This is a genomic window from Dyadobacter sp. (assembly GCF_017744695.1).
Lineage (GTDB): Bacteria > Bacteroidota > Bacteroidia > Cytophagales > Spirosomataceae > Dyadobacter.
The window spans coordinates 652,373-674,210 of record NZ_JAGIAS010000001.1 but is presented as its reverse complement, the minus strand read 5'-3'; the positions used below and the strand labels follow the sequence as shown (position 1 = coordinate 674,210).

At 50.5% G+C, this 21,838-nt stretch carries 15 protein-coding genes; 10 read left to right on the top strand and 5 right to left on the bottom strand.

Going from position 1 to position 21,838, the window contains the following annotated elements; translation table 11 throughout:
- The first annotated feature begins 355 nt into the window (after positions 1-355).
- A complete protein-coding gene (locus J7619_RS02595; RefSeq protein ID WP_291193599.1) occupies positions 356-2,437 on the top strand; it encodes a choice-of-anchor A family protein in 2,082 nt (693 codons plus the stop codon).
- Positions 2,438-2,533: 96 nt separating this feature from the next.
- Here the strand turns inward: J7619_RS02595 and J7619_RS02590 are convergent, their stop codons facing one another.
- Together J7619_RS02590 and J7619_RS02585 are read right to left on the bottom strand one after the other, a co-directional pair.
- Positions 2,534-3,688 carry a glycosyltransferase gene (locus J7619_RS02590; protein ID WP_409012712.1) on the bottom strand — a complete coding sequence of 385 codons (1,155 nt, stop codon included), beginning with the start codon at positions 3,686-3,688 and terminating at the stop codon, positions 2,534-2,536.
- Positions 3,685-4,686, bottom strand: coding sequence for a lysylphosphatidylglycerol synthase transmembrane domain-containing protein (locus J7619_RS02585; RefSeq protein WP_291193595.1), 1,002 nt, complete (start codon positions 4,684-4,686; stop codon positions 3,685-3,687). Before J7619_RS02585 ends, J7619_RS02590 begins: the two co-directional genes overlap by 4 nt.
- On the opposite strand from J7619_RS02585, the gene ruvC reads away from it, so the two are divergent.
- Complete coding sequence (gene ruvC / locus J7619_RS02580) at positions 4,685-5,269, top strand: crossover junction endodeoxyribonuclease RuvC (RefSeq protein WP_291193593.1); 585 nt, start codon at positions 4,685-4,687, stop codon at positions 5,267-5,269. The two genes, J7619_RS02585 and ruvC, sit on opposite strands and share 2 nt — an antisense overlap.
- A 2-nt stretch (positions 5,270-5,271) precedes the next feature.
- On the opposite strand, the gene J7619_RS02575 is transcribed toward ruvC, so the two are convergent.
- A complete protein-coding gene (locus tag J7619_RS02575; RefSeq protein ID WP_291193591.1) occupies positions 5,272-8,454 on the bottom strand; it encodes a M12 family metallo-peptidase in 3,183 nt (1,060 codons plus the stop codon).
- 248 nt (positions 8,455-8,702) lie between these two features.
- Between J7619_RS02575 and J7619_RS02570 the strand changes: the two genes are divergently transcribed.
- From J7619_RS02570 to rodA, 7 genes are all read left to right on the top strand, one after another.
- Entirely contained in the window at positions 8,703-9,347 is a 645-nt protein-coding gene (locus J7619_RS02570; protein ID WP_291193589.1) for a TetR/AcrR family transcriptional regulator, read from the top strand.
- Entirely contained in the window at positions 9,325-10,665 is a 1,341-nt protein-coding gene (locus tag J7619_RS02565; protein ID WP_291193587.1) for a TolC family protein, read from the top strand. The genes J7619_RS02570 and J7619_RS02565 overlap by 23 nt, the downstream gene beginning before the upstream one ends.
- Before the next feature lie 39 nt (positions 10,666-10,704).
- On the top strand, positions 10,705-11,808 hold the full coding sequence (locus tag J7619_RS02560) for an HlyD family secretion protein (protein WP_291193585.1): 1,104 nt from the start codon (positions 10,705-10,707) through the stop codon (positions 11,806-11,808).
- A gap of 41 nt (positions 11,809-11,849) precedes the next feature.
- On the top strand, positions 11,850-13,424 hold the full coding sequence (locus J7619_RS02555) for a DHA2 family efflux MFS transporter permease subunit (protein WP_291193583.1): 1,575 nt from the start codon (positions 11,850-11,852) through the stop codon (positions 13,422-13,424).
- Positions 13,425-14,031: 607 nt separating this feature from the next.
- Positions 14,032-15,630, top strand: a complete 1,599-nt coding sequence (locus tag J7619_RS02550) for an NFACT RNA binding domain-containing protein (protein ID WP_291193581.1) — start codon at positions 14,032-14,034, stop codon at positions 15,628-15,630.
- 121 nt (positions 15,631-15,751) lie between these two features.
- Positions 15,752-17,743 carry a penicillin-binding protein 2 gene (mrdA, locus tag J7619_RS02545; protein ID WP_291193579.1) on the top strand — a complete coding sequence of 664 codons (1,992 nt, stop codon included), beginning with the start codon at positions 15,752-15,754 and terminating at the stop codon, positions 17,741-17,743.
- 22 nt (positions 17,744-17,765) lie between these two features.
- Positions 17,766-19,049: a rod shape-determining protein RodA gene (gene rodA, locus J7619_RS02540; protein ID WP_291193577.1), complete on the top strand. Its 1,284-nt coding sequence runs from the start codon at positions 17,766-17,768 to the stop codon at positions 19,047-19,049.
- Between the two features lie 428 nt (positions 19,050-19,477).
- Here rodA and J7619_RS02535 read toward each other — a convergent pair whose 3' ends face one another.
- On the bottom strand, positions 19,478-19,855 hold the full coding sequence (locus J7619_RS02535; RefSeq protein WP_291193575.1) for a DUF423 domain-containing protein: 378 nt from the start codon (positions 19,853-19,855) through the stop codon (positions 19,478-19,480).
- 192 nt (positions 19,856-20,047) lie between these two features.
- On the opposite strand from J7619_RS02535, the gene J7619_RS02530 reads away from it, so the two are divergent.
- Complete coding sequence (locus tag J7619_RS02530; RefSeq protein ID WP_291193573.1) at positions 20,048-21,121, top strand: glycosyltransferase family 9 protein; 1,074 nt, start codon at positions 20,048-20,050, stop codon at positions 21,119-21,121.
- Here the strand turns inward: J7619_RS02530 and J7619_RS02525 are convergent.
- Positions 21,113-21,775 (bottom strand): YggS family pyridoxal phosphate-dependent enzyme, encoded by a 663-nt coding sequence (locus J7619_RS02525; protein WP_291193571.1) that lies wholly within the window; start codon positions 21,773-21,775, stop codon positions 21,113-21,115. The two genes, J7619_RS02530 and J7619_RS02525, sit on opposite strands and share 9 nt — an antisense overlap.
- Positions 21,776-21,838: the final 63 nt, after the last annotated feature.

Here is a 21,838-nt window from a genome sequence, read left to right as displayed (position 1 = left end):
TTTCATTTGAGGGCTGGTGGTTGTCTTGGAAATGTTATAGTGATTAAAATGGGGGTTAACGGTGGGGAATCGAACATTTTACAGTTTTCGGGATACGAAATTCTAGGAATAACGATGGTTTTAAATATTTTGTGTAAAACTAGTACGACTATTTACACATTAAAAATGTTTTCATAGACTTAATACTACTTTGCTATCAAGTGTGCGTTATCTTCGATTAGTGCAATTTTTATGGAAGTTGTCACCCCCGAAAACGTTGAAATCACCCCAAAGTCCCCCGGACTGGTCACAAAAAGAATAATGGATCGAAGGAGGAGGTCTAATTTCGTTGAGCAAGAAAATAAAACTCAACAATATGCTCGTCAAATCTTTCCTTATAAGTCTATTAGCGCTCCTTTCGTTAAATGCAAGCCAGGTATCCGCTCAGAGCCCTACATCTGCTGCTCAGCGGTTCAATATATTCGTCAAAGGTGATGCCACACTACAATCCAGTGAAACCGAAGGCCCGATTGCGGCTGGCGGTAATGTAACAACCAATCAATACCAGATCAGCTTCAATAAGCAGCACGGTGCTTTTTTCGTAAACAATGCATCCATCGGCTTGGCGGTTCGCGGGGCAGTAAAGCTCAATAGCGGAAGCCTTACCGTGAATGGCGACAACTATGTCAAAATCGGCAACTGTGATCCTTCGAATGGTTCAGGCACGAGCCTGAAAGTCTGGTATAAGGACAACAATAATGCTGCTTCCACGATCCGCATTACGGAAAACAACAAGCAGTATTGGGAAACACCGAATATCACGATCAATGCAAATATCAACGCCTGGTCGCCAAGCGTCAGCGAGTCGGTGAACCCGGTTTGCGAAAATGTCTTCGGGACCGGTGCAAATCAGATCGATATCGACGGTGCGTTCGCAACATTTATTAAGCGGTCGAACCAACTGAGGGATATGGCAGATAACCTGCCGATCCGTGATCAGAACGGTAATATCATGGCCTCTGCGCCGATGGGACCTTACCTGGACCCCAATGTGATAGGCAATAACCCCAAAATTGTCGTTGATCCCAATAAAATCAACGTCCTGACCGTATCGGCAGCCGTTTGGAACAAGATCGGAAATGCCAATATCGAAGGTATACCCCAGGGCCCGCAACTGGGACAAACCGCTTCCGGCAACAGTTTTGGCCTGGTCATCAACATTGTCGATTTCCCCACATTCTGCGGAATGACGGGCAGTAACAAGATTAATTTTCCTGGTTTCGGCGGACTGTCCGATTCGCAAGGCAGCTATGTAATCTATAACTTCACCGATGCCACCAAAGGCATTACATTGGGCGGCAATGCGCAGATCAGCGGTACCATTTTCGCACCACAGGCCGATTTGGTGAAAGAAAACAACGGAAATATCAACGGGCAGATCATCGCGAAAAGTTTCGTACACAAGAGCGACGAGGTACACTTCTGGCCGTTCCTGCCGTCGGTCCCCGAGCCGGTTGAAAAGAAAATCGATGCGGCCGCTTCATCGAAATGCTTGAAAAATGCTGCCTGGCTGGATTACAGCGTAACACCCAATTACGACGCTACCGGCAAGACGGCGAAAATTGAATGGATCAATTCGGAAGGAAAAGTGATCCAGGAGGATAGCGACTTACCATTGACAGGCAGCCTCCTGTTCCCCGGTGCTGCCGTGGATGTTAACGGAAACGGCATAGCATGGCCCGGATACAAGCAGGAAAACAGCAAATGGGTGGAGGATCCGAGCGATCGTTACGGCTCGCTGCGCGCAGATGGTGCGACCATCCGTGTGACCGTTGATCCATCGACTGTGTTGAATATTACCTTCCCTGCGTCGACCACAACATGTTACACTTCGCCACCTCCTTCAACAGCTTTACCTGTAACATTAGCATATTTTACCGTACAAAATGTAAATTGCAGTGCGGAACTGAAATGGAAGGTAACCGAGGCCAAAAATTTCTCACATTTTGAAGTCGAACGCTCATCAGATGCAAAGACTTACAATGCTGTTGCCCGGATCGATTACGACGCCACCAAGGCCACATATAGTTTCAACGACACACCATTTTCATCAGAGTCTGTACCTGTAAAGAGCTACTATTATCGTCTGAAGCAGGTAGACAGCGACGAGACATTCGAATATAGCGCAATCCGTAGCGTACAAGCCGGAACGTGCGACGCCCGGTTGGCGGTGGACTTCTTCCCGAACCCGACCCAGGACGAAATGAATGTCAGAAGCTTCTCGCCGGTGAAAAAAATCGAAATCTACACACTAGGAGGAAAGCAGGTTTACCAGGCAATGCCGGTGACCGGTCAAACAGAAATCAAAGTTAATGTTCAGGCTTTTGCGCAGGGAATGTATATTGTGAACGTGGTAAATGCAGAAGGGAAGTATTCTTCCAAAGTGCTCAAAAAATAGAATGAATTGATCTTATATAGCGTTATGTGAAACTTAAAGCTGCCGGCATTTTGCTGGCAGCTTTTTTATATGCCTGGCGGGCCGCGCCCCTTTGGCTCAGGACAGTTGCCTTCCCTTCCACTCGTACTGGCCTTTCTGAGCTGCCAATCCGAAAAAGCAAACGTATAGCGGGTAAAAGAGCTGGGTTACCGGAATGAATGCGAGCGACTTCCTTTTTTGCAGAAAGCTGAGCACGGAACCCAGGAAAAACCATTCAGGCACACATTTCAAGGCCAGCATCCCGCCAAAAGCGGCGGCAGAAATGCTTCCTGCGGCTGCGAGTCCGCCTGCGAGTAGTACCGAAAAATTGCTTGCGAATATGTAAACGGCCAATATCAGCGGTGTTTTGCTCTGGTAATGCTTCCATTTGCTGGCCCATCGTTTTCGCTGCCTGTAAAAGCTCGCCCAGTTACGGTGTGGTGCGGTGCGGATGATGGCATCGCGGTGGCGGAGGAAATGTACCGACCCGGGGTACCGCGCAGCGATTTTATGCATCAGAAACTCGTCGTCGCCGGAGGCAATATGCCGGACGCCGTCGTATCCGCTTACTTCCAGGAAAGCTTCTTTCTCGTAGGAAAGGTTTGCCCCATTGCACATCGACGGATAGCCAGCCGACATCGAAGCTGCCCCGCTGCCGATCAGGCTGGCGAATTCGACCGTCTGCAAATGGTCGGTTAGACTGGTTTCGTCGGTAAATGTGACCGGCGAACTGATGAGCTTCGCACCCGTATGCAGGTAGCACGCCGCGATCGCGTGTAACCAGCCTGGCTGCGCGCGGCAATCGCCGTCGGTGGTTACGATCAGTTTCCCTTGCGCGTGCCCGATCGCCGTTTCGATCGCCCGTTTCTTCGGTGCCGAAGTGCGTATGTCGGGGAGGGGTATCAGTTTGATCTGCGCCTTTGAACTTTTCGCGAATGCACGTACGATGTCGGCGGTGTTGTCGGTAGAGCTGTCATCCATCACCAAAACCTCGAAATGGGTAACGGGCAAGGTTTGTCGTTCCAGGTCTTCGAGCAGGAAGCGGATATTTTCGGCCTCGTTCCGCACCGGTACGATGACGGTAATATAAAGATCATCGGGAATAGCCGCTACTGCCGCAGACCTGCGAATCCTGGACCACAGAAACGTCAGCGCGAAAGTGAACACCGCATAGCTGCCCAGCAATATCCAGATGACTGTGGCGGTCCAGGAAATGAATGCCGTACTGCTCATCGGGATTTCTTCCATTTGTATTTCCAGATCAGAAATATGCCTACGAGGATCGGACCCAGGACGTTTAATATCCAGATCAGGAATGTGGCCGCGATGACCTGCTCGGCGGGCAGTTTGAATGGGGCGAATACCAGCAGGGCCGTAAATTCGCGTAAACCCAGATCGCCCAGCACATTGATCGCGGGTATCAGTGTTTTGGCCAAAAAAATCAATGTAACGCACGCTGCCAGCTGTTCGATGCCCACGTGAAAGTGGAACAACGACAATGCGAGTACAAACTGTGTGAGGAAGACCAGGTAACGCAGCAGGCCGTAGCCGGTACCGGTTGCCAGTTCGGAAGGCGTGTAGCGCCCTATTACATTTAGATATTCTTTTGTCTTGATAAAAATCTTTCGCGAAGGCTCCCAACTATCAATCTGCTTTCTGAAAGGGACCAGCGCGGGGCCCAGGCAGATGATCAGGAACAAAACGCTGTTCACGATTAATCGCGCTGTTTGAGGTATGTCGAGCTGATTATTCAAATAAAGCCAGCCGCAAGCGCCGGCGAGTACCGACACGTAAAACTGGATCCCGTTTGAAACGAGGGCGGCGCCGATTGCCTCTAATCGGCGGTCGGATTTGAGGGCAGCCACGCGCCCGAGCGTATCGCCCAGCTGTGCTGGTACGGCCACACCCACGGCCAGGCCCGTAAGGGTTCCCCGCATCGCGTCACGGAACGAAAGCGGTATGATGCGCGAGATGAGTTTCTGCCATTTAAGGCTTTCGAGCGCCCAGTTGACGGGCACGAGTAAAACCATCAGCACAAATACCGGTGCGTTTGGCGCAGTCCAGATTTCGCCGAACACGCTTCCAATATCGCCAATGCCCTTTTGCTCGTTGCGGAATGTGCGGTAAATGTAACTCAGCACCAGAGCCGTCACCACGAGTTTGATCACCCAGAGCAGCTTTGCCTGGTTGCTTTTTGGCTTTGGAGGGGAGAGTTCCTTATCTTGCACCATGTTAAAAACGGAGGTTTCGGAAAAGGTCATTATCGGGGTCGATCCCGGTACCCAGGTGATGGGTTACGGGGTGATATCGGTCAAAGGACAGCAGATTTCGCTGGTTCAATACGGTGTGATTCATTTGAGCAAATATAGTACGCACGAGTTGAAGTTGAAGAAAATCTTTGAACGCCTTACCCAGCTGATCGAGGATTATCTGCCCGATGAAATGGCCATTGAAGATCCTTTTTACGGTAAAAACGCGCAATCCATGCTCAAACTCGGCCGTGCGCAGGGCGTAGCGATGGCCGCCGCACTTGCCCGCAACATCCCGATCGTCGAATATTCCCCCAAGAAAGTAAAGCAATCCGTGACCGGCAGCGGTAATGCTTCCAAAGAGCAGGTTGCCTATATGCTCGAAAAGATCCTGAAAATGGAGCTCAGCCGCGAATTTATGGATGCCACGGATGGCATTGCCATCGCGATTTGCCATCAGTACCATGCCAATTCGCCGGCTTCGGCGGCAAGCGGTAGCTCCAAAAAGGCCAAAAAAGGCGGCTGGGATGCTTTTGTGAGCGAAAACCCCAACCGGGTCCGGTAATGTCAGTGAATGAGTTTCAATGATTTGACGACTTTGCCTGTTGTCAGGCGGTAGACATATACGCCCGATCTCAAATCGGCCAGGTCCGTTTGTATAAAATTCCATCCTCCCGGAAATGCGGTATTGCGAAGCTGTCTGATGAATTGTCCGCGTACATTGAACAAGTCGATCCGTGCTTCTGCGGCTTGCGGAAGGTAAAACGCAATCTCCGTCGGGCCTGTCGCAGGGTTGGGCGTGTTTTGCAACAGCGTCACCTCATCCGGCTGTGTATTGGTCGGCGAATCTTTCGGCACGACCCGGAATGGCTGGCTTTCATGGCTCATGATTTCAGGCGCGGTGGTTAGGAGGTTGATGGTATATTGGCCTGCACGAAGTGTGTCGGGTAGTGTAAAATCGACGGCATGGCCATTCACGGTGGTCTGGGTAAGGGTTATTTGGGCGCCGGTGGTTTGGTTGTTCAATTGGATGGAAATCCGGTTCTCGGCATCAAATGTCGAATTGGTACTGAGCTTGACAGTAACGGAAGAGCCGGCAGGGTAGCTTGCTTGCGGTTCAAAGGAAAGGATCTGGCGTTCATCGAACGTATGGAGTTCACCGCCGGTGGTGAGGATAACGAGCTCGCCTTTGAAAAACTCGATCTCAAAGGGCTCGCGAAGGAAATTGAGGCCTTCGGTGTAAGCATTAACTTTCCCATTGGCATAACGAAGAAGCCCGAATTGGGTGAAATCATCATCGGAAACCTCCGGCCAGCGGTACATAACGAGCCACATCCGGTTCTGGTCATCAAATAGGATTCTCTGAATGCTTTTGTCGAACAGTGGGCGGATCACTTCCCATTCGCCTTTCTCCTTGTTAAATCCCATCACGCCCCAGTTGCCATAGGCGTATGCGTTGTTGTCGTTATCGAACGCAAGGCCATGAAGCGCGTTCCAGAATGGCATTCGGGGTTGGGATACCCATTGATTGTTTTCAAAATACCAGGTAGCACCGCCCTCGGTGATGGTCCAAATCCTGTCCTTGTTGTCCTTCGCAAGGCAAATAGGGCGCAGTGACTGCAACGCGGCATTGTGGGAGATCCAGTTTCCGTTCAGGAATTGCGTGATACCGGCAGTATAGTTCATATAAAACAGGCCGGCAGTTTCGGTGGCAAACAAATCCTCCATGCCGCTCACGCCGCTGAGTGGTGGGAGCGGCAGCCGGGTATAGGTATTGTCAGTTTTCTTGACCATGGCATCCAGTCCGTCGACCGTATAGGTGATACCATCCGGGTAAGCGGTAATGGCTGTTACCCTTTCCGGGCTCTGGCCGTTGGTAGTCGAGGGCAGGAACGGGGTCCAGGTTTCAAGGTCGGTGGTTTCGTAATATCCGGCCAATGTGCTGGCGACAAATAGTTTTTCCCGTGATTTGAATAGCTTCATCGTCCTGATGTAGCTGCCCGAGCCGCGTGCGCTGAGCATGGCGGGATGCGGAACGCCCAGGTAAGTGAACCGTGTGTCTTTTACACCCGTCCGGAACTGGCCGTTCGCCCATAGCGACTGAAAACCTGTTTTAAGTCCAATGTTCGACCGCGAATAATAGGTGGTATTTTCTGCAAGAGTGGGGAACAGGAGTTTTTTGTCAAAGAAGCCGTTATTGGGCGCATTGGGATGGGTAAACAGCTCGTCGATGACCAGGTTTTTGAATTCCGGGTCGGTGGCGAGCTGGAAAATACCGGATACCGGGCCCGCGGTAGGCGTGGGGGTCCATTGCCGGATTGCCAGAATGGGATCGGTCGAAACGACGGGGTTGCTCCGCAAGGGGGCGGAGGTAGGAATGGTGACCACATTTATATTGTCAGACCACACGCTCCACTGGTTGTTCCGAAATACCCTGTACCTGAGTTTGGCCCTGAGGACCACACCTTCTTCGGGTCGTAAAGAGAATGTTTCTATGGCTGTCCCTTTCGGGATAAGATCGAACGTTTCCTCGGAATCGCGCCATTGTTCGGATGTCCGAACCTGATAGGCGGTAATACCTGATAATGCTCTGAATGATCCGACAATATTCCCTTCATTGTCCAATGCAACCGACAGGAGCACAGGAGGGGCGCCCTGGGTTTGGGTATCATCGATATTAAATGAAAGCGCCTGAGACCATTCGGCGGACGAGGAGGCGTTCTGTGGTTGGTATCTCACAAAATAGTTGCCGGGATTCAGGCCTGGGGAACGGAAGAACGGCTGAGTTACCAGTGTGTCGTCCATAATGCCCTGAAAACCGGCATCGCGGGCAATCTGCACCCGGTACCGACTAGCCTTTGCGGACGGATACCACTCGAACGCAGGCAATGCCGCCGAGCCGCCGGATTCACCGGGAAGTTTCGAAATCAGACCGGGGGCGGCGGGTTTCTCTTCCAGTTCCGTCAATTTAAATGCGGGGTTCACCGTCCCTTCCGCATAATTGCGTATCAAGTTCCGGCATAGTGGATGAAAGGTCATTTCGCCCAGGCAATACGACATGATGGTACCGTTCGCCTCCTCCCTGAAACCGTCAAGGCAACTTTCGGAAGTACCCTCTACCGCCACGCAGCGGTCAATCGGTCCGCCTGGCCAGAAGCAGTTGTGCGTATGCGGCGATCCCAGCGTGTGTCCCAGTTCATGACAAAGCAGATCGATGGAGAAATATTGGTTCGGGTCCGGGAAGTTAGAAGTGCACATGCGAAATCCGCCATAAAAAGTACCATACCGGTTCGACATGCCCACCACGGCATCCCGCACCTCATGACGCTCTGCATTCCAGTAAGTCAGTACATTGCCGAAATAGTCCTCCGAAGTGGTTAATGCGTAAGGTTCCGGCTTGTCCCAGATATGAATGTGATAAACCGTGAGTTTGATACGCATCTCCTCCTCAAAAATCGCCGACGCCTCTCTGAATATTTCGTAGACCCGCCGACGAATGCGCATGACGTCGCCCCCGTAATCCAGGTAGGTTTTGTGATCTATATCTACGCCGAGCCGGTATTCGAGCACGGGCTGATTGGCTGTACGGGCCCGTGTGAGGTCAATTCGTTTACTGATTTTTTCGAGGTATTTCGCTGCAAGGGAATCGTTGGTGCCGCATGACGGTACCGCCTGCTGGGCGGTAAGCATGCGGGATGTGATGGATAATAGGATGATTATCAGAATTTTAAAGGTATAACATGTTTTCATGGAAAGGTTGGAGAGGCTATGTAACCGGTCGGTTTCCAGTGTTAGACAAAAAAAGTCCCTTCGAGGGTTGCACCTTTTTAATCTCAGTATTAAAAAAAATTAATGGTACTAATCCAACATTTGCTTTTACTAATCAAACGTTTGTTTAATAAAATCAAACGATCGTTTGATTTTTGTCTGACAGCCGGTTACCTTTGTATTGTCATTAGCAAAAAGAAGAAAAGAATCCCTGCTAATGAGCTACTTAAATGGAATACAACGCGAAACAATTGCAGATAATAGAAGTGGCGGAGCGGCTGTTTTCACAGAAAGGTTTTGCCGGAACTTCGGTCAGGGATATCGCCCAGGAAGCAGATGTGAACGTCTCGATGATATCCTACTATTTTGGTTCGAAGGAAAAGCTGATCGAGGCGCTTTTTCAGCTACGTATGACGGAATCGAGATCCCGGCTCGAAACACTGATGATGCTCAGCGAGCTGTCGGCGCTCCAGAAGTTCAATGTGTTTATCGACAGTGTGATCGACCGTCTGATGGGTAACCAGTGTTTTCATAACATCATGCTGCGCGAGCAGCTGTCTTCGGAGCGAACGCCCGTGATTTCCGAATATATCCGCGGGTTGAAAATGCGGAATGTGGAACTGATCAAGCGGATGATCCACGAGGGCCAGGAAGCCGGGGATTTCCGGAAGGATATCAACGTGAGCCTGGTAACTACTACACTCTATGGCACGGTGAACTACGCCATCGCTACGCAGGATTTTTACAGAATCTTCAATAACCTCGAACACCTCACCGATGACGAGTTTCAGGCGCATCTGCGGAATGAGCTGAGCCAACACCTAAAGAACTTATTCAAATCAACAATAACCAATGAACACCACATCCAGAATTAAAAGAATGGTTTGTCTGGCAACCGGGATCATCTGGATTACCGTGACCGGCCATTCGTACGCACAAAGCGCACGCACGATCAAGCTGGAAGAGGCCATTACGATGAGCCTGCAAAACAGCAAGCAGCTGAAACTGAGCCAAAGCAATATCGACCTCGCCGGACTGGGTATCCGCCAGGTGAAGGAAAATCAGTTGCCGAGCTTCAGTGTATCGGGTTCCTATTTGCGGGTGAACTCGCCGAATGTGAACCTGAAAATCAAACAGGAAGGTAACGACAGCACAGGTAACTCGGGGGGAATGCCGAATGTACATCAGGCGATGTACGGAATGGCGAGCGCTTCGATGCCCTTGTTTTCGGGTTTCCGTTTCAAATACGGCCTCGAATCGGCCAGGTATGTGGAGCAAGCCGCAAAACTGGATGCCGACAATGATCGCGAAGCGGTGATCCAGAATACCGTGGCCGCTTATGGAAACCTTTACAAAGCCCAAAAGGCGGTTGACCTTGTAACGGAAAACCTGGCGAGCGAGCGCGAACGGGTGCAGGAGTTTACCAACCGTGAAAAAAACGGAATGCTGGCCCGCAACGACCTGATGAAGGCGAAATTGCAGGAATCCAATGTGGAACTGGCTTTACTGAACGCGCAGAATGATTTGAAAATTACTACCATTAATATGAACCTCTTGCTGGGCTTGCCGGAGGAAACAGTGCTTGAAGCAGATTCCAACAGCTTTACCGCGCTCAAAGAAGAAGGTATTGCAGCAGAGTGGGAGCAAACAGCCCTGGAACACCGCAAAGACTTCGCAGCGAACGGTATCCGCCAGAAAGCGGCCGATAGCGATATCAAGGTAGCGAAAGCAGATTTGTATCCCAGCGTGGCGCTTTCGGCAGGGTATGTAGCATTGAGTATTCCGGGTGTAGTGACCGTTCCGAATGCGGTGAATGCAGGCATCGGTTTTAAATACGATGTAGCATCGCTCTGGAAATCGGGAGCGAAGATCGCCCAGGCTCGTACAAAGGCTTATCAGTTGAAAACCAACGAGCAAATCATTCTCGACAAGATTCACCTGGAAGTGAACACTGCCTACTACAACTACGTGCTGAGCAAAAGAAAGATCGATGTGTATGCGAAAGCAGTAGAACAAGCCAACGAAAACTATCGCATCACCAAAAACAAATACGATAACAGCCTCGTGACTACGACCGAATTGCTGGATGCAGATGTGGCACAGGTCCAATCACGTATCGATTACGAAGCAGCGAAGGCAGACGCCGTCGTAGCTTATAAGAAACTCGAACAAACGGCAGGAGTTATTAACTGACATTCACTCATTCAATCATTCAGTCATTCACAATTGAATATGGAAACGAAACAAAACACCACCGAAGAAGCACCTAAAAAGAAAAACACCCGCTTCCTCATTATCCTGGCCGTGCTGATTATTGGCGGCGGTAGCTGGGGTTTTACCAAATATAACCACGGACAGCACCACGAAGAAACCGACGACGCACAGATCGACTCAGACATTAGTCCCGTAATTCCCAGAATTTCAGGATATGTGACCGAGATCCGGGTGAAGGATAACCAGACTGTGAAAAAAGGCGATACCCTGATCGTGCTTGACAACCGTGACCAGATTATCAAACTCGAACAAGCCAAAGCGGGCCTCCTGGGTTCGGAAGGCAGCCTGACCGTAGCACATGAAACGACGAATGCCTCCGCGGCCAGCGGCATTACCTACGAAGCGAACATCGCCGTGGTAGCAGCGCAGATCGAAGAAGCGAAAGTGAATTTGTGGAGAGCTAACCAGGACTATGCACGCTACGAAAACCTGATCAAAGATCATTCGATCACCCAACAGGAATTTGAGCAGGCGCAGGCAACCAAGCAGAAAGCGGAACGCGCATTGGCGGTTTTGGAAGCACAGAAAGGTGCAGCGGAACGTCAGGCAAAAGCAGCTGGTCGCCAAACCAAAGCTACTTCGGTTCAGTCGGCTGTGGCGAATGCGAACATCAAGGCACGCCAGGCTGAAATTGCGAATGCAGAACTGAACCTGTCGTATACCGTTATTACCGCGCCTACCGATGGTCGCGTGTCCAAAGTGAATGCACAACTGGGCCAGTACCTGCAAGCCGGACAATCGCTGTTCAGCATTATTTCAACCCACAAACCATGGGTTACCGCAAACTTCAAGGAAACACAGCTGACTAAAATGAAAATCGGCCAACATGTTAGAATCCATGTCGATGCCTATCCGGAACACGAGTTCGAAGCACAAGTAGCGTCGTTTTCACCTGCCACAGGCGCTCGTTTTGCGTTGCTGCCTCCTGATAATGCAAGCGGTAACTTCGTGAAAGTGGTACAACGTCTGCCGGTGCGCATCGAGTTTACCAAAGCCGACGATGAAAAGATCGCGCAACTGCGCCCGGGCATGAACGTGTTCGTGGACGTGGAGCTGAACTAAGGTGTTCGAACCGAATTTTTGATTCTAAAAACCAATAACGAATGGAATTACAGGAATCACTCGTCGAGTACGGCTACCGCAGGGTAATCATTACCATCACGGCTGTACTGTGCGCGCTGCTGGAAATCGTGGATACCACGATCGTGAACGTGGCGCTCAACGACATGCGCGGAAACCTGGGCGGCACATTGTCGGAGGTGAGCTGGGTGATTACCGCTTACGCAATCGGTAATGTGATCATCGTGCCGATGACCAGCTGGCTCTCGCAGCAATTTGGTCGTCGTAACTACTTTGCCGCTTCGATCATCATATTTACGGTTGCCTCATTTCTTTGTGGTAATGCCGACAATATCTGGGAGCTGGTATTTTTCAGATTAATACAAGGTTTCGGTGGCGGTGCATTGCTCGTAACCGCGCAAACGCTGATCACCGAAAGTTACCCGCCTGAAAAACGCGGAATCGCACAGGCTATTTATGGTCTGGGTGTGATCGTAGGCCCTACATTGGGTCCGCCGCTGGGGGGATTTATCGTAGATAATTACAGCTGGCCTTACATTTTTTATATCAACATCCCGCTGGGTATCATCGCAGCCATGCTGACTATGGAATTTGTAAGAAGTCCAAAGTTTGCCAACAAAAAGGCAGCCAACGAAATCGACTGGTGGGGCATTATTTTCCTGGCCGTCGCAGTAGGCTCATTGCAATATGTGCTGGAAAAAGGTCAGGAAGAAGACTGGTTCAATGATGAGATCATCTTGATTCTTACCGTAGTTTCCGTTTTTGCATTCTTCTTCTTCATCTGGAGGGAATGGACTTACAAAAACCCGATCGTGAACCTGCGCGTACTATCCAACGGTAACCTGCGCGTCGGAACGGTGCTGTCTTTCATCCTGGGCTTCGGTTTGTATGGGTCAACATTCATCATTCCGCTTTACACCCAGGCTACGCTGGGCTGGACGGCCACGCAATCGGGTATGCTCATGGTGCCCGCGGCGATCGTGACGGCAATGATGATGCCCGTCGTCGGCCAGCTGCTGCAACGCGGCGTGAAGCAACAGTACCTCGTGGCAATCGGGATGATATTCTTCTTCGTATACAGTTACTGGGGCTACCTGATATTGACACCCGACACCGGTAAGGATGCATTTTTCAGCATGCTGATCGTTCGTGGGATTGGTCTGGGGCTTCTTTTTGTCCCCATTACCACCCTTGCATTATCGACGCTGAAAGGCCGCGAGATTGGAGAAGGTGCGGCATTTACCGGTATGATGCGGCAGTTGGGCGGCTCGTTCGGGGTGGCGGTGATCACGACATTTATCGCACGCCAGAACATGGCGCACCGCAACGACCTGGTAAGTAAACTGGACGTGAACAGTCCCATTGTTCAGCAGCGCGTAGAAGGCCTGCAGCACAGTTTTATGGCTAAGGGCATGACGCCCGATGTCGCGCTGAACAGCGGGTATAAGATATTGGACTACACGGTGTCCAAGCAAGCACAGGTAATGTCGTACATGGATGTGTTCCTGTACCTGGGCGTGATGTTTTTGATTTGTGTTCCCTTTGTGTTATGGACGCGGAGCGGCAAAACAAAAGTCGACGCTTCGTCCGTGCACTAGTGTTTTTAAGTGTAGTAGTATTGCAGAAGAAGCCTTCCGACACCGGGAGGCTTCTCTTGTTTTGTTTAAAAGGAGGAAAGGGACGATGGAGGCCGGTCGGGTGTGCACGAATCACGGCCCGGAGGGCCATCCTGTTTATAGCAAAAGGGATTTGTGCGAAATTTGGCTCCGGAGGAGCCTCCTGCTTGTGTCGAAGGAGGCTCCTCCGGAGCCAGGAATATAGTGGAACCGTACCTTTAAACAAGCAGCCGCTCCGCGGCTATTCGGATCGCATATATCAGATTTTTAGACGCAGTGCTACTCATTTGGCAGGGACAAATCGCGTAGCGATGTAACATCGGTAGCCAAAAGAATGAGGTGTATAGCGGAAAATCCCGTCAGGGATGTAACAACAAATCGACGCACCAACCACTTCATGAGGGCGTTTTGCTATTCCTGCGCCACTTCACCGCCTCGCCATTATGGTTGTTACATCCCTGACGGGATTGCTATACCATTTATTCTTTTCTGTGCTACCAACATTACATCGCTACGCGATTCAAGGTTTGTTTGGTATATGTTTCCTTCTTCCTCCCTACATTTGCCCGAATACAATCCCGAATAAAAAGTGCATCAGAATTACCATTTCATCAAACAACTCGCGCCACGCCTGCATTCTGAACTGGCAGGTAAGCGGTTTGTGGAAGCATTCAGCCAGCAGAAGGATGAGCTGATCATCATGTTTGCAGAAGAAGCAGACGGTGAGTGGAATGATCAGCCAGAGCAGCAGGATCATCCATTGATTAACCCATTCTTCATCAAAGCCACTTTAACCAATAGCTTTTCATGCCTCAGCTTTCCCGAACGTTTCGACCGGGCGCGACGGAATAGCGTCAATCTTTTCAACGATTTCGAAGGAGATAAGGTCGATTTTGTAAAAGTCTGTAAAAACGAGCGGGCGATTCAGGTGCATTTCGAAAGTGGCAGGGATTTGATATTCAAACTCTTCGGGAATCGCTCCAATTTCATCGCTTTGAATGCGGACGGGGAGGCTACACAGCTTTTTAACAACAAACTTTCAACGGACCGCGCGTTGACCGTAGCGTCGCTGAACCGTGACATCGATCAGTCGTGGAAGGCATTCGTTGCCAATGACGGCCGTTTTGAACCGCTTTTTCCTACATTTGGAAAGGTGGTGAATAAATACCTTGCTGGCAAACTGGAAGGCAAAAGTGATCTTACCGAGCGCTGGCAGATTGTGCAGGAGGTTTTGGCAGAGCTGGAATCATCGGTTTTTTACATTACTAAAATTGAAAATATCCCTGCCCTCACACTCTTCGAAACCGGCGAAGTCGTGCAGGTTTTACACGATCCAATCGAGGCGTTAAACGCCTTCTATCTCGCTTACATCCGGCTGAGTGGGCTGGATAAGGAGAAGGCCGATATCATAAGGCTGCTGAAAAAGCGTATTCAGCAGACGGATAATTATCTTGAAAATACCTTCCAGAAACTCGTGGATCTGGAAAATGCGACCAAAAACGATGAATTGGCTAACATTATCATGGCCAATCTTCACATCATTCCGGAGCGCGCGGAAAAAGTGGAACTGTACGACTTTTACCGCGATCAGCCGATTACCATTAAATTGAAGAAAGACCTGTCCGCACAGAAGAATGCAGAAGGCTATTACCGCAAGGCGAAGAACGAAAAGATCGAAATAGATCGACTGAACGACAGCCTCGCCGCGCGTGAGGCAGACAGGAAGCGGTTGCAGGAGCATTTGACGCATATTGAAGTCATAGAAATGCTACGCGATTTGCGGGCATACATCAAGGCCAACAAGCTGGAACAGGGAAGCGCAGCCCCTACGATCGACGATCTTTTCAAACGGCTGGATTTTATGGGCTACACCATTCTGATCGGCCGCAATGCGAAGAACAGCGATTTGCTGACGAAGCAGGCCCATAAGGAAGATTTGTGGCTCCACGCAAAGGATGTTACGGGCTCGCACGTGGTGGTGAAGAACCAGCCCGGACGCAAATTTCCGGCACCGGTGATCGAGCGGGCGGCGGAACTGGCGGCATTTTATTCGAAACGAAAGAATGATTCGCTGTGCCCGGTGATCGTCACGCCGAAGAAATTTATCCGCAAACCGAAAGGCCTCCCCGACGGACTTGTGCTGATAGACAAGGAGGATATTGTGATGGTAGTCGCGAAGGGGGAGTAGAAGGGGGCAAATGTCCTAAAAATGAAGTTTTTATTATTTATTAACCGAAATCCTACTTTGAATAATCTTTTGCTATTGCGAACTTCGTGTGAAAATTGAGAACCGGAATTTTTAGTGCAGAATGCTCGAAAGTCGTCGATTTGTTATCATTGGATTTTTTGCTTTAGTAGGTGTTATATACTTATTACGACTTTTCTACCTCCAGGTGCTGGATGAGAGCTATTCCATCGAGTCTTCCAGCAATTCCATCAAACGTGTTACCGAAATCCCGTTCCGCGGCCAGATCTATGACCGTTACGGGAAACTGATCGTATATAATACCCCCGTTTACGACCTGCTTGTGACGCCAAACAGGGTGAAAATGGACGATACGCTCCGTTTTTGCCAGGTTTTGGGAATTGAAAGACATGATTTCGACAGTCTCATGGCCGCGGCGAGAGCTTACAGCCCGGTAAAGCCGTCGCTGTTTTTACGGCAGCTTTCCAAAGAGGATTTTGCCTCGATCCAGGACATTATGGTCGATTACTCGGGTTTTGAGTTTGCCAAAAGCTCCCTGCGCACCTACACCGCGCCTACGCTCGCGAATACGCTCGGGTATGTGAGTGAGATCACCAAAGGTCAGCTCGAAAAACAGGAAGAGCCCTATTACCGTCAAGGCGATTATATAGGGCAGAGCGGTGTCGAACGCATTTATGAAAATGAGCTGAGGGGAAAACGGGGAACCAAGTTTGTGATGCAAAACGTGGCCGGAGTGTATAAAGGCCCGTGGAAAAACGGGGAACTCGATACGATGGCCGTGGCAGGAGAGAACCTCTACACCGGTCTGGACCTTGAAGTGCAGCAGTACGCCGACAGCCTGATGGTGAACAAGGTAGGAAGCGTGGTGGCGATAGAACCGAAGACCGGGCAGATCATTTCCATGGTGTCGGCCCCGACGTATGATCCGAACATCCTTGCGAGCCGCTATTTTTCCAAAAACTTCGCTGCGCTGGCCCGTAACCCTTACAAGCCGTTGTTCAACAGGCCGGTCATGGCGAGTTATCGTCCGGGATCCACTTTCAAACTGATCCAGGCGCTGATCGGTTTGCAGGAGGGAGTGATAACCCCCAGCAGCGGTTTTACGCATGCCAACTGCCCGGTAGGATGTCACAATCACCCCGCGACAAGCACGGTGGCACTTGGGGTGACGCATTCATGCAACCCTTATTTCTACAATGTATTCAGGCGGTTGATTTATAAAAACAATATTAAAAATACCTTTAAAGCTTCGGCGGTTGGTCTGGATGCGTGGCACGACGACATCGCCAAGTTCGGGATCGGGCAGCGGCTCGGGATCGACTTGCCGAGTGAGTACAAGGGGAATTTGCCTAACAAAAAATACTACGACCGCTTCTATGGCGAATACCGGTGGAAATTCTCGAATATCTACTCGCTTAGTATTGGCGAGGGAGAGTTGCTCATTACGCCTTTGAAAATGGCGAATGTGGCCGCCATTATTGCCAACCGAGGGTATTTCTACACGCCACACGTGATCCATGGCATTGGTGACAAGAAAACCGTGAAGCCCGAGTTCCTGGAAAGACATGAAACCGGTGTGGATGCCCACAACTTTGAGCCGGTAATCGAGGGGATGATCGGGGCAGTGGAGGCTGGTACCGCACGCCGTTCGCGCGTGGAAGGCATTACGATTGCGGGTAAGACCGGTACTTCACAGAACAAGCGGGGTGACGACCATTCGATTTTCATCGCGTTCGCGCCTGTGGAAGACCCGAAAATCGCGATCGCCGTATTCGTAGAGAATGCAGGTGCAGGTGGTTCGGCGGCGGCGCCTATTGCTAACCTGATCATCGAGAAATACCTGTCGCGCAAGGTGACCAACAAAGCGCTGGAAGAACGGATGATGAAGCTCGACCTGATGAGCAAGGTGGTGTTGCCGACGACGAAAAAGCCGGACGATACGGAAACGAAGAAGAAAACCGAGGAGGTGAAAAAGCCGACCGGTGACCCGAATGATCCGGCCAACCGCCTGCCGGGCGCACCACATCCGGCCAACCCGGCCGCGATGAGGGGGCCGATAACCCTGCCGAAGCAAAACCAGCAAAAAAGACTTTAAGAACTTACAAACCGATACTGAAATGGCTGAAAGCAAGCCGATAACCAAGAATGTGGACTGGATGGTGGTGCTGATTTACATCGCTTGCCTGATGATTGGCTGGTTGAATATCTACGCTGCCGTTTACAATCCCGAAGCGCACACGAATATGTTCGATTTGTCGAACAATGCGGGTAAGCAGCTGATGTGGATCGGGACGGCCGCATTGCTGATCATTTGTATCCTGGTGATAGACTACAAGTTTTACGAGACATTCTCTTTCGTCATCTATGCCGTCGTGATATTCCTGCTCGTGGTGGTGCTCTTTGCGGGGTCTAATATCAATGGATCGCGCTCCTGGATCAAACTGGGGAGTTTTTCATTGCAGCCGGCAGAGTTTTCGAAACTGGCGGTGAGCCTGGCCATCTCCAAATACCTGAGCGACCCGGCGATCAGTCTCAACCGGAAATTGAAGGACTATTACCCGATTATGGGGATTATCGCATTGCCCGCGTTCCTGATCCTTTTATCGAACGAAACAGGTTCCATGCTGGTTTTCGCCTCCTTTGCGATCGTACTGTACCGTGAAGGCATGCCTGGTTTCATCCCGGCCATCGGGATGATCGGCGCGGCTTTGCTGATCATTACATTGCTTTTTGTGAAATGGTATATTGCCGGTGCCATTATCGTGATCGCCGGATTGGTGATCTGGCTGATGCCGGTCATGACACGACGCCGAGGCGGGCTTTGGGCTACGATCATCGTGGCTTTTGTGATGATCGGCATTGTGTTCGGGGTGGATTTCTTTATGAATAATGTGCTTCAAAAGCACCAGAGAGGCCGGATTATGGTATTGTTAGATCCCGATTCGGACCCGCGGGGTATCGGCTGGAACGTGATCCAGTCCAAAATCGCCATCGGTTCCGGCGGGCTTTGGGGCAAAGGCTTTTTACAGGGCACCCAAACCAAATTCGACTTCGTACCCGAGCAGAGTACCGACTTTATTTTCTGCACGGTGGGAGAGGAGCACGGCTTCCTGGGAACAACCATCGTGGTGTTCCTTTTCGTTGCATTGATTTCGAGGCTTGTAGTGCTCGCTGAGCGGCAGCGCAGCCGTTTCGCGAGGGTATACGGCTATTGTGTGGCCGGGATTATTTTCTTCCACTTCCTGGTCAACGTCGGCATGACCATCGGGCTAATGCCCGTAATTGGTATCCCGTTGCCGTTTTTCAGCTACGGAGGATCGTCGCTGTGGTCGTTTTCCGTACTGCTCTTCATTTTCCTGAAAATCGACGCGCAAAGGCCGTTTACGCTTTCGAGGGGGTAATGAGTTAATGAGTGAATGAGTTAATGAGTGAATGAGTGAATGATCCGCCGTGGAACGGGGAATGAGTGAATTTTGAATGAGTGAATGGATGTTTGAATTTTTTAAAAGTAGTCGTGCGAGTTGGAATGCCGTTAGGCATGCAATATTGGTAGAAGAAATCTTTGCCAGAAAGTTCTAAAATGCCCTTGGGCATGTAACAACCGCGCTGATGCTTTGTTGTCGCATCCCTGACGGGATTTTGAAAACATCTTACCTCTTTGTTTCTACCAATATTGCACCGCTACGCGATTTACTAAGGCTTAAATATCCTCTACGGCCAACGGTCCATTCCCGAAAATGCCGCAGCCTCCATTCAATCATTCACTCATTCAATCATTCAAAATTCACTCATTCCCCATTCCACGGCGGATCATTCAATCATTCACTCATTAAAACTTCCCCGCCGCCAAAATCAGCAGCACCCATCCAACAATCAGCGCGAGTCCGCCAATCGGGGCCGTTGCGCCGAATTTGGTGATCCCGGTAAAGCAGATCGCGTACAGGGAGCCCGAGAAAATGATCACGCCTACCGCAAATGCATTACCGGACCAGCCCAGCAGCTTCACCGCGTCTTCGCCTGCGCGTTGCATGAGAATGCCCACGAGTACCATCGCGAGCGCGTGGTAAAACTGGTATTTCACGGCTGTTTCAAACGTTTCGGTGCGACCGGAAGCTTCCAGCATTCCTTTTAATGCATGTGCGCCGAATGCGCCGAGGGAAACTGCCAGAGCACCAAGGATGCCGCCTGCCTGTATCATGAATTTCATATCGTAAACCGGTATTAGGTATGGGTTAAATTGTGATAAAAGCCATTTGCCGTTTAGTAGAATACGGGCAAATCGGTCCGGTAAAGTTAGGCCCGGGCGGAGGCGCGACCAACTCTTTATGCCAATTTTATTAACTTGCGCGCTTCGGAAAGGCATTTCCGAATGCCGATCTTAGGGGAAACGATTTGACCAATGACGATAGAACGACTTATCCAGCTGTGGACACACCGCTATCATAAATACACACACATTGCAAAGGCGCATTTAAAAGGCCGGCAGGCCCGGGCGCATTTCCGGGGCGTGAAACGGGGGCTGAAAAAAGGCCGGGAACTGATCGGTATCATTCGTACCGAGCATTTCGGGGACATTGTGGCTGCTGAGCCGATCTCACGTTACGTGCGCGAGCAATATCCGGATGCGCACATTGTCTGGTTTGTTAAGCCCGGTTTTGCGGAGCTGGTAAGCCATAACCCGAATGTGGATGAGGTTTTTAAGGAGTTCTGCGTCACGGAGCGACGGGTGTTGCTGGAAGGCAATGTGTTTGACAAGGTTATCGAACTGCAATTCGCAAATAATAATTATTGTCCTAAATGTCAGGTGTTTACCGATAATCCGGTGGCACTGAAACGGGATATTAATGTTCTTAACTATTTTGACTACGGCAATCTGCTGGAAGTTTTCGCACAGACGGGCGATCTTATTCCTCCCAAGGCCGCTTTTCCGGCAGATGATCAGCCGCGTTTGTACCTGCAACCGTCCCACCAGGCGAAAGTAGCTAGTCTGGGTTTACCCGAAAAATACATTGTGATGCATTGCCGCTCCAACTATGAACCCAAAGACTGGCCGGCCGAACACTGGAACCGGTTGGTGCATTGGATGGCTGGACAGTATGATTATCAGTTGGTTGAAATTGGCTTGGAAAGCAATCTGAATGTAAAAACACCCGCATACCGGAACCTGTGCGGCCAGCTGAGCATTTTGGAAACTGCGGAGGTGATCCGTCGCGCGTCATTTTTTATCGGACTCGACAGCGGGCCTTCGCATTTGGGTAATGCAACAGGTACGTTCGGCATTATCCTGATGGGTGCGCTGAATAACTTCCTGAATTACAATCCGTATTCGGGCAGGTACGGTCGGGAGGAGAATGCATTGCTGGTGCGGCAGGCAGGCGTGCCTTGTGCACAGCTACCATTCGAATTTGTACAGGAGCAGGTGAAGTCGGTGCTCGAAAAGAGCGCGGATAATGCGCCCCGGGTGCTATCGTGAGCCAAAAATGGCGCTTCCGACACGCACGAGCGTGCTGCCTTCTTCCTGGGCGATCAGGTAATCGCCGCTCATGCCCATAGAGAGCTCACGCATCGTAACCTGGCCATTTTCGTGGGTTTTGAAGGATTCGAAAGTATTTTTCAGACCGCGGAATTCCGCCCTTACGATACGGAGGTCGTCGGTATTGGAAGCCATGCCCATCAATCCGACAATCCTTATATTCGTCAGTGCCGTGAGTTCAGCGGAGGTGATGATTTCCCATGCTTCTTCTTCCGAAAGACCGAATTTGGTTTCTTCCCTTGCAATGTAGATCTGCAAAAGACAGTCGATCACACGGTTATGCTTTTTAGCCTCCTTGTTGATTTCTTTCAGCAGCTTGAAACTATCGACGGAATGCACCAGGCTCACAAAAGGCGCCATGTATTTCACCTTGTTGGTTTGCAAATGCCCGATCATATGCCATTCGATATCCTTGGGGAGCTCCTCGTATTTCGCCACCATTTCCTGCACCTTGTTTTCACCAAAAAGCCTCGCTCCGGCCTCGTAGGCTTCGGTCAGCAGGCTGGTTGGTTTGGTTTTTGTAACCGCTACCAGGCGTGTCTCGGGGCGTAATCCTTGTTGTATCTGGGCCAGATTGTCGGCTATGGAAGGCATGTGGAGTGACTAAAAAATTGATAATTAAGCGGTTAATGCAGGAATTTATTGACCGGACACTAT

Excerpts from the sequence above, each read along its gene's own strand:
- J7619_RS02595 (WP_291193599.1), top strand. The coding sequence starts at position 356 with ATGCTCGTCAAATCTTTCCTTATAAGTCTATTAGCGCTCCTTTCGTTA.
- J7619_RS02590 (WP_409012712.1), bottom strand. The coding sequence starts at position 3,688 with ATGAGCAGTACGGCATTCATTTCCTGGACCGCCACAGTCATCTGGATA.
- ruvC (WP_291193593.1), top strand. The coding sequence starts at position 4,685 with ATGTTAAAAACGGAGGTTTCGGAAAAGGTCATTATCGGGGTCGATCCC.
- J7619_RS02585 (WP_291193595.1), bottom strand. The coding sequence starts at position 4,686 with ATGGTGCAAGATAAGGAACTCTCCCCTCCAAAGCCAAAAAGCAACCAG.
- J7619_RS02575 (WP_291193591.1), bottom strand. The coding sequence starts at position 8,454 with ATGAAAACATGTTATACCTTTAAAATTCTGATAATCATCCTATTATCC.
- J7619_RS02570 (WP_291193589.1), top strand. The coding sequence starts at position 8,703 with ATGGAATACAACGCGAAACAATTGCAGATAATAGAAGTGGCGGAGCGG.
- J7619_RS02565 (WP_291193587.1), top strand. The coding sequence starts at position 9,325 with ATGAACACCACATCCAGAATTAAAAGAATGGTTTGTCTGGCAACCGGG.
- J7619_RS02560 (WP_291193585.1), top strand. The coding sequence starts at position 10,705 with ATGGAAACGAAACAAAACACCACCGAAGAAGCACCTAAAAAGAAAAAC.
- J7619_RS02555 (WP_291193583.1), top strand. The coding sequence starts at position 11,850 with ATGGAATTACAGGAATCACTCGTCGAGTACGGCTACCGCAGGGTAATC.
- mrdA (WP_291193579.1), top strand. The coding sequence starts at position 15,752 with ATGCTCGAAAGTCGTCGATTTGTTATCATTGGATTTTTTGCTTTAGTA.
- rodA (WP_291193577.1), top strand. The coding sequence starts at position 17,766 with ATGGCTGAAAGCAAGCCGATAACCAAGAATGTGGACTGGATGGTGGTG.
- J7619_RS02535 (WP_291193575.1), bottom strand. The coding sequence starts at position 19,855 with ATGAAATTCATGATACAGGCAGGCGGCATCCTTGGTGCTCTGGCAGTT.
- J7619_RS02530 (WP_291193573.1), top strand. The coding sequence starts at position 20,048 with ATGACGATAGAACGACTTATCCAGCTGTGGACACACCGCTATCATAAA.
- J7619_RS02525 (WP_291193571.1), bottom strand. The coding sequence starts at position 21,775 with ATGCCTTCCATAGCCGACAATCTGGCCCAGATACAACAAGGATTACGC.